The sequence below is a fragment of the Aquiflexum sp. genome, assembly GCF_041749095.1.
In the GTDB taxonomy this organism is placed as follows: domain Bacteria; phylum Bacteroidota; class Bacteroidia; order Cytophagales; family Cyclobacteriaceae; genus Aquiflexum.
Map to the genome: position 1 here is coordinate 1 of NZ_JBGTCA010000414.1, position 4891 is coordinate 4891.

The 4891-nt window shown below is 39.7% G+C and carries 5 protein-coding genes and 1 pseudogene; 4 read left to right on the forward strand and 2 right to left on the reverse strand.

Annotated elements, in window-relative coordinates; genetic code table 11:
* Together ACEW8O_RS18785 and ACEW8O_RS18790 are read right to left on the reverse strand one after the other, a co-directional pair.
* Nucleotides 1–258, reverse strand: a 258-nt coding sequence (locus tag ACEW8O_RS18785; RefSeq protein WP_373496165.1) for a hypothetical protein, incomplete at its 3' end; no start/stop codon positions are given.
* Nucleotides 259–261: 3 nt separating this feature from the next.
* Nucleotides 262–1926: a helix-hairpin-helix domain-containing protein gene (locus tag ACEW8O_RS18790; protein ID WP_373496169.1), complete on the reverse strand. Its 1665-nt coding sequence runs from the start codon at nucleotides 1924–1926 to the stop codon at nucleotides 262–264.
* A 153-nt stretch (nucleotides 1927–2079) separates the two neighbouring features.
* Here ACEW8O_RS18790 and ACEW8O_RS18795 point away from each other — a divergent pair, with 153 nt between their 5' ends.
* The 4 genes and pseudogenes from ACEW8O_RS18795 to ACEW8O_RS18810 form a co-directional block, all read left to right on the forward strand.
* Nucleotides 2080–2487 (forward strand): EVE domain-containing protein, encoded by a 408-nt coding sequence (locus ACEW8O_RS18795; protein WP_373496166.1) that lies wholly within the window; start codon nucleotides 2080–2082, stop codon nucleotides 2485–2487.
* Nucleotides 2484–4115, forward strand: coding sequence for a transcriptional regulator (locus tag ACEW8O_RS18800; RefSeq protein WP_373496167.1), 1632 nt, complete (start codon nucleotides 2484–2486; stop codon nucleotides 4113–4115). Before ACEW8O_RS18795 ends, ACEW8O_RS18800 begins: the two co-directional genes overlap by 4 nt.
* Before the next feature lie 80 nt (nucleotides 4116–4195).
* A complete protein-coding gene (gene pyrR, locus ACEW8O_RS18805) occupies nucleotides 4196–4738 on the forward strand; it encodes a bifunctional pyr operon transcriptional regulator/uracil phosphoribosyltransferase PyrR (RefSeq protein WP_373496168.1) in 543 nt (180 codons plus the stop codon).
* Between the two features lie 7 nt (nucleotides 4739–4745).
* Nucleotides 4746–4891 (forward strand): annotated as a pseudogene (locus ACEW8O_RS18810) (aspartate carbamoyltransferase); the annotation flags it as partial.

A 4891-nucleotide genomic window follows, 5' to 3' on the forward strand; every position in this document is an offset into this window, starting at 1 on the left:
TACCGCCAACACCAATATCATTTTCTTTACCTTGTCCCTTACTTCTTCGGAGATTTTTCTTTTGCGGAGGACCAAGACTGCGATACTCAACCCAAAAAACTGAAGCCCGATACCTACTCCATTGATAGGACCTGTGGGGAGATTGAAAAACTGAAAATAATTATTGAAAACAGGAATCAGACACAACACAATACCTACAACCCCGAAAATAAATGAACGCTGCAACAGCAGGTTTTCATCCTTATCAAACCACTTCATCCTTTATAAATTAACTTTATTTTTCCTATTATTTAAATAATCCTCCATTTCAGACAGGGATAATGCATTGAAAGTCATTTCCTTTGTCAAGCCTCCTTTTCTTCCGACCAAAACCCCATAACGCATATCTGCATATCCTTCCATTTCATGTGCATCGGGATTGATGGAGAGTTTGACTCCTTTTTCCATGGCATATTGCACCCATCTCCAGTCGAGATCCAGCCGCCAGGGATTGGCGTTGATTTCAATGACTACATCAAACTTGGCACATGCATCAATGATGGATTTATGATCAATGGGATAACCTTCTCTTCGTAATAATAGTCTGCCAGTTGGGTGTCCCAAAATCGTGGTATATGGATTCTCAATTGCCCTGAGCAATCTCGCAGTGGCTTTTTTCCTGTCCATACCCAAACTGGAATGTATGGATGATACTATAAAGTCAAAGGTTTTTAAAACCTCATTGGGATAGTCCAAACTCCCATCCATCAAAATATCACTTTCAATTCCTTTGAAGATTTTGAACGGTGCCAGTTCTTTGTTCAGTTCATCAATTTCTTGGTGTTGTAGCTTAACTTTTTCAATTTCGAGTCCTCCTGCATAGAAAGCTGACTGGCTGTGGTCAGATATCCCAAGGTATTCATACCCCAGTTCTTTGCAGTATGTTGCCATTTGTCTCAGGCTATGCTTTCCATCACTGTAGGTAGAATGGTTATGCAAAATGCCTTTGAGATCCTTCTCCTCCAATAAAGTCGAAATCTTGTTATCCCGTGCAAAATCGAATTCGAAAAAACCTTCTCTCAATTCCTCCGGTATCCAGGAAAGTCCTGCTTTTTCATAAGCCTCAGCTTCATTGTACAGGTCATCATCTTCCCTTAACAGTTCAATAAATGGTTTGCTATCATCCCCTACTGGATGGAGCAAGTGGGCTTTACTTCCCGTACGGATAATTTTTTCTTTGATAAAATCCGTTGGATGGGTGAAATGAATCAATAAAGAAATCTCCGGATCCATCATTTTACCCCTCCACTTAAATGGACTTGAGGATTTTTTATTTTGAATGAGGTGCTCAAGTGAGGATAATAAGGGCATCATAGCCGAATGGTCTGTAGTTGCGACCAACAACTCAACAGTATCTATGATTTCCATTTTTCGGGAAAATTCACCTACTGATGTCACTGCCTCCACACCGGCAAGAGATTTGATTTTCTCTTGTAGTCGGATCATGGCATCTTCAATATCTGCATAAAGCCATTTCCCTTGGTTCGAGGCCCTAAATTCCAAAGACTGAATGATGCTTACCTGAGTTTTTTCACCAAAGCCTTTTGTTATCGCAATTTGGCCTGATTGGCAAGCCTCCATCAGTTCATGGATAGAGGTGATATTCAATTCCTCCCAGAGTACTTTGATTTTCTTTGGCCCCAGGCCTTTGATCTCTAGCACTTCCAAGATGCCGATAGGAGTTTTTTCCATCAACTCTTCCAGATAAGGACTTGTTCCGGTGGTGTCGAGGGCATAAATCACCTCTGCAATGCTTTTTCCGATCCCATTGATCTCTTGCAGCTCCTGAAGGTTTTTGCCCTCAATAGAAACTTCTCTCCTGTCTATGGTGTTGACTGCTGATTGATAACTCCTGATCTTAAAGGTATTTTCATCATGAAGCTCCATTAGTTTGATAATGAGCTTGAGTTGGCGAAGTATGCTTTTTTGGTCCAAAATAGAAAAAGGGTTGATTTGCTATAAGGACAAATGTCATCAATTATTGTTTCAAAATAAAATCTTAAACCTTATCTTAAGCCAATCAAAAAAGATAAAATCAACATGAATTATTGGTTAGTCAAATCAGAACCCGAATCCTACAGTTGGGATGACCTCAATAAAAAACGTGAGGATATTTGGGATGGAATCCGAAATTATCAGGCCAGAAATTTTCTCAAAGAAATGAAATTGGGAGAAAAGGTGTTGTTTTACCATAGCGGCAAACCAAAAGAAATCGTGGGAATTGCAGAGATAAGTGAAGAGGCTTTTCCGGATCCAAATGACAAGGAAGACAAAGGCTGGGTCGCTGTGAAGATCAAACCTTTGAAAGTACTTTCGAAGCCGGTCACACTGGAACAGATTAAAAGTGAAGATCAATTAAGTAACTTACTTTTGATTAAGCAATCCAGGCTTTCGGTCATGGCTGTAGAAAAATCCCATTATGACCATATCATTAAATTAAGTTCATGAAATTAATATTATCCCTTTTCTTCTTTCTGATTATTTTTCCTCAGGCATATTCCCAATTGATGTTTGTGGAAAGGATAGAGGTTGATGCCAAATTTCCTGAAAACAATTATGAGGTCATTACCCGGCCGGGAGGTTTGATCGCATTTAGGGCCAATCCTGAAAAGGGATTTAACCTCAGGTCAAAACTCCAGTATTTTTTGACAGATTTTGAATTGAAATCAGATAGTTTTCATGAAATACCGCTCAAGGACAATTATGATATTGTTGGCTATGACCTGGAAGGGGATTATTTCTATGCACTGCTCCAAAAGGGAGTTACTGCCACCTCAGAAAGGTATATGATTGAAATCAATCTGAAAGACGAAAAGGCAACAGAAATCCAATTGGAGAACATTTACAACATGGAATTAAGGGAATTTTTTGTTCTCAACCGAAATGCGGTTTTTATGGGTTCGGCTGACCTCCGTCCTGTTGTCCAGATTTATGACATAGAGGCCAATAATGTGTTTACAGTTCAGGGCATTTATTCCAAAGAGACCAAAATCCTTCAGTTGAGGAAAGACAGTGAATTGGGTGTGTTGGATGTATTGGTCAGCCGCAGGGACAAATACAAAATGAAACAGATTACCTTGTTGACATTTGATGAACAAGGCAGCAAAATCAGGGAAGTGGTCATTGATAGGCTAAGTGATAACAGCTTGGAGTTGGTTGAAGGAATCCTGACACCTATCCAAAACTATCAACAATCACTCATTGGAACCTTTGGGCAAAGACGCAGGGAAGCTTACCGGGGAATTTATCTTGGCGATATCAATGAATTTGGGGAGTATGATATCAAATATTACACCTTGGAAGATTTTCCCAATTTTTACAATTACCTCAGTGGAAAACAAAGGGAAAGAAAAATCCGGGAATTGGAAAACAGCTTTGAAAAGGGCAAAATCCCCTCCATCAGACCTGTGCTGTCCACAAGAGAAGTTCATTCTATCAACTCAGGTTTTTTGATTTACTCTGATCATTTTACCGCTACCAATCCAAGGTATATTCCCAGAGATGGAGTATATGCCAATGATGCTTATCGGTTCAGACCCAACCACCAGTTTCATAACGGAATGAATTACGGACAGAATTATGGATCTCAATTTTTTCCGGGATCAAGATATGGCATGAGTTCGTGGCAACTTGAAGGAGAATATAGATTTGTTTCCGCACATTTTTTCTATCTGAACAGAAACGGTGAAGTCATTTGGGACAATACTTTTAACCTGAACAACAAAGCAACCAATATCCCCGGGAAATTCGGAGAACTGAGTTTTGATGGCGAAAAGCTACATTATTTGTACCTAGATGGAATCAAAATTCATATGAGTTATATCAAAAACGGAGAGGTTATTTTTGAGAGCGAACCCTATGATATTGAATTGATCAAAGAAGACGAAAGAATAAAAGATACCCAGGATTATAGCCTCAACCTTACCTGGTGGTACTCCAATTATTATGTCCTGACAGGAAAACAGAGAATCAGGTTTCTCAATAAAGAAAATCGGGAAGAAACCAGGGAAGTTTTTTTCATTACAAAAATAAAAGTTGACGGAGATCTTTACGTGCCTGAGGAAGGAGCAGGTTAGCAAAGATGGCTTTCCAATAGTTTTCAAGTTTTGGGCGCATAAACCTTTAATCTTTTTATATTTGCAACCAAAGCGACGCCATGCATAAAAGACTTGTCCTCGACCAACAGCAGATTGCCATCATCCTCAAGCGATTCTGCCATCAGTTGATAGAAAACCACGACACTTTTGAGAATACCGTATTATTGGGTCTACAGCCCCGTGGTCCGATTGTATTGGACAAGATAGTGAGCTTATTGGAAGAAATTTCAGGGATCAAAGTACCATTTGGGTATTTGGATGCTACTTTTCACAGGGACGATTTCAGGCGCAGGGATTTCCCCCTGAAAGCCAATGAAACCAAAATTGATTTCCTTATTGAAGGACAAAAAGTAATTCTGATCGATGATGTGCTATATAAAGGCAGGTCTGTCAGGGCGGCTTTGGATGCAATGATTGCTTTTGGCAGGCCCCAAAAAGTGGAACTGATGATTTTGGTAGACAGGAAATATACAAGAGATTACCCCATAATGCCGGATTATTGTGGATTCAAAGTCAATACCCTGGAAACCCAATATGTATCGGTGGAATGGAAAGAAAATGGATTTGAAAAGGACGCTATTTGGATTACAGAAAAAGTATAAACACGATATGTCACAACTCAGCACCCGACACCTTCTAGGAATCAAAGACATCTCATCAGAAGACATCCAACTTATTTTTGAAACTGCCGATAATTTCAAGGAAGTGCTCAACAGGCCCATCAAAAAAGTGCCATCGCTGAGGGACATAACCAT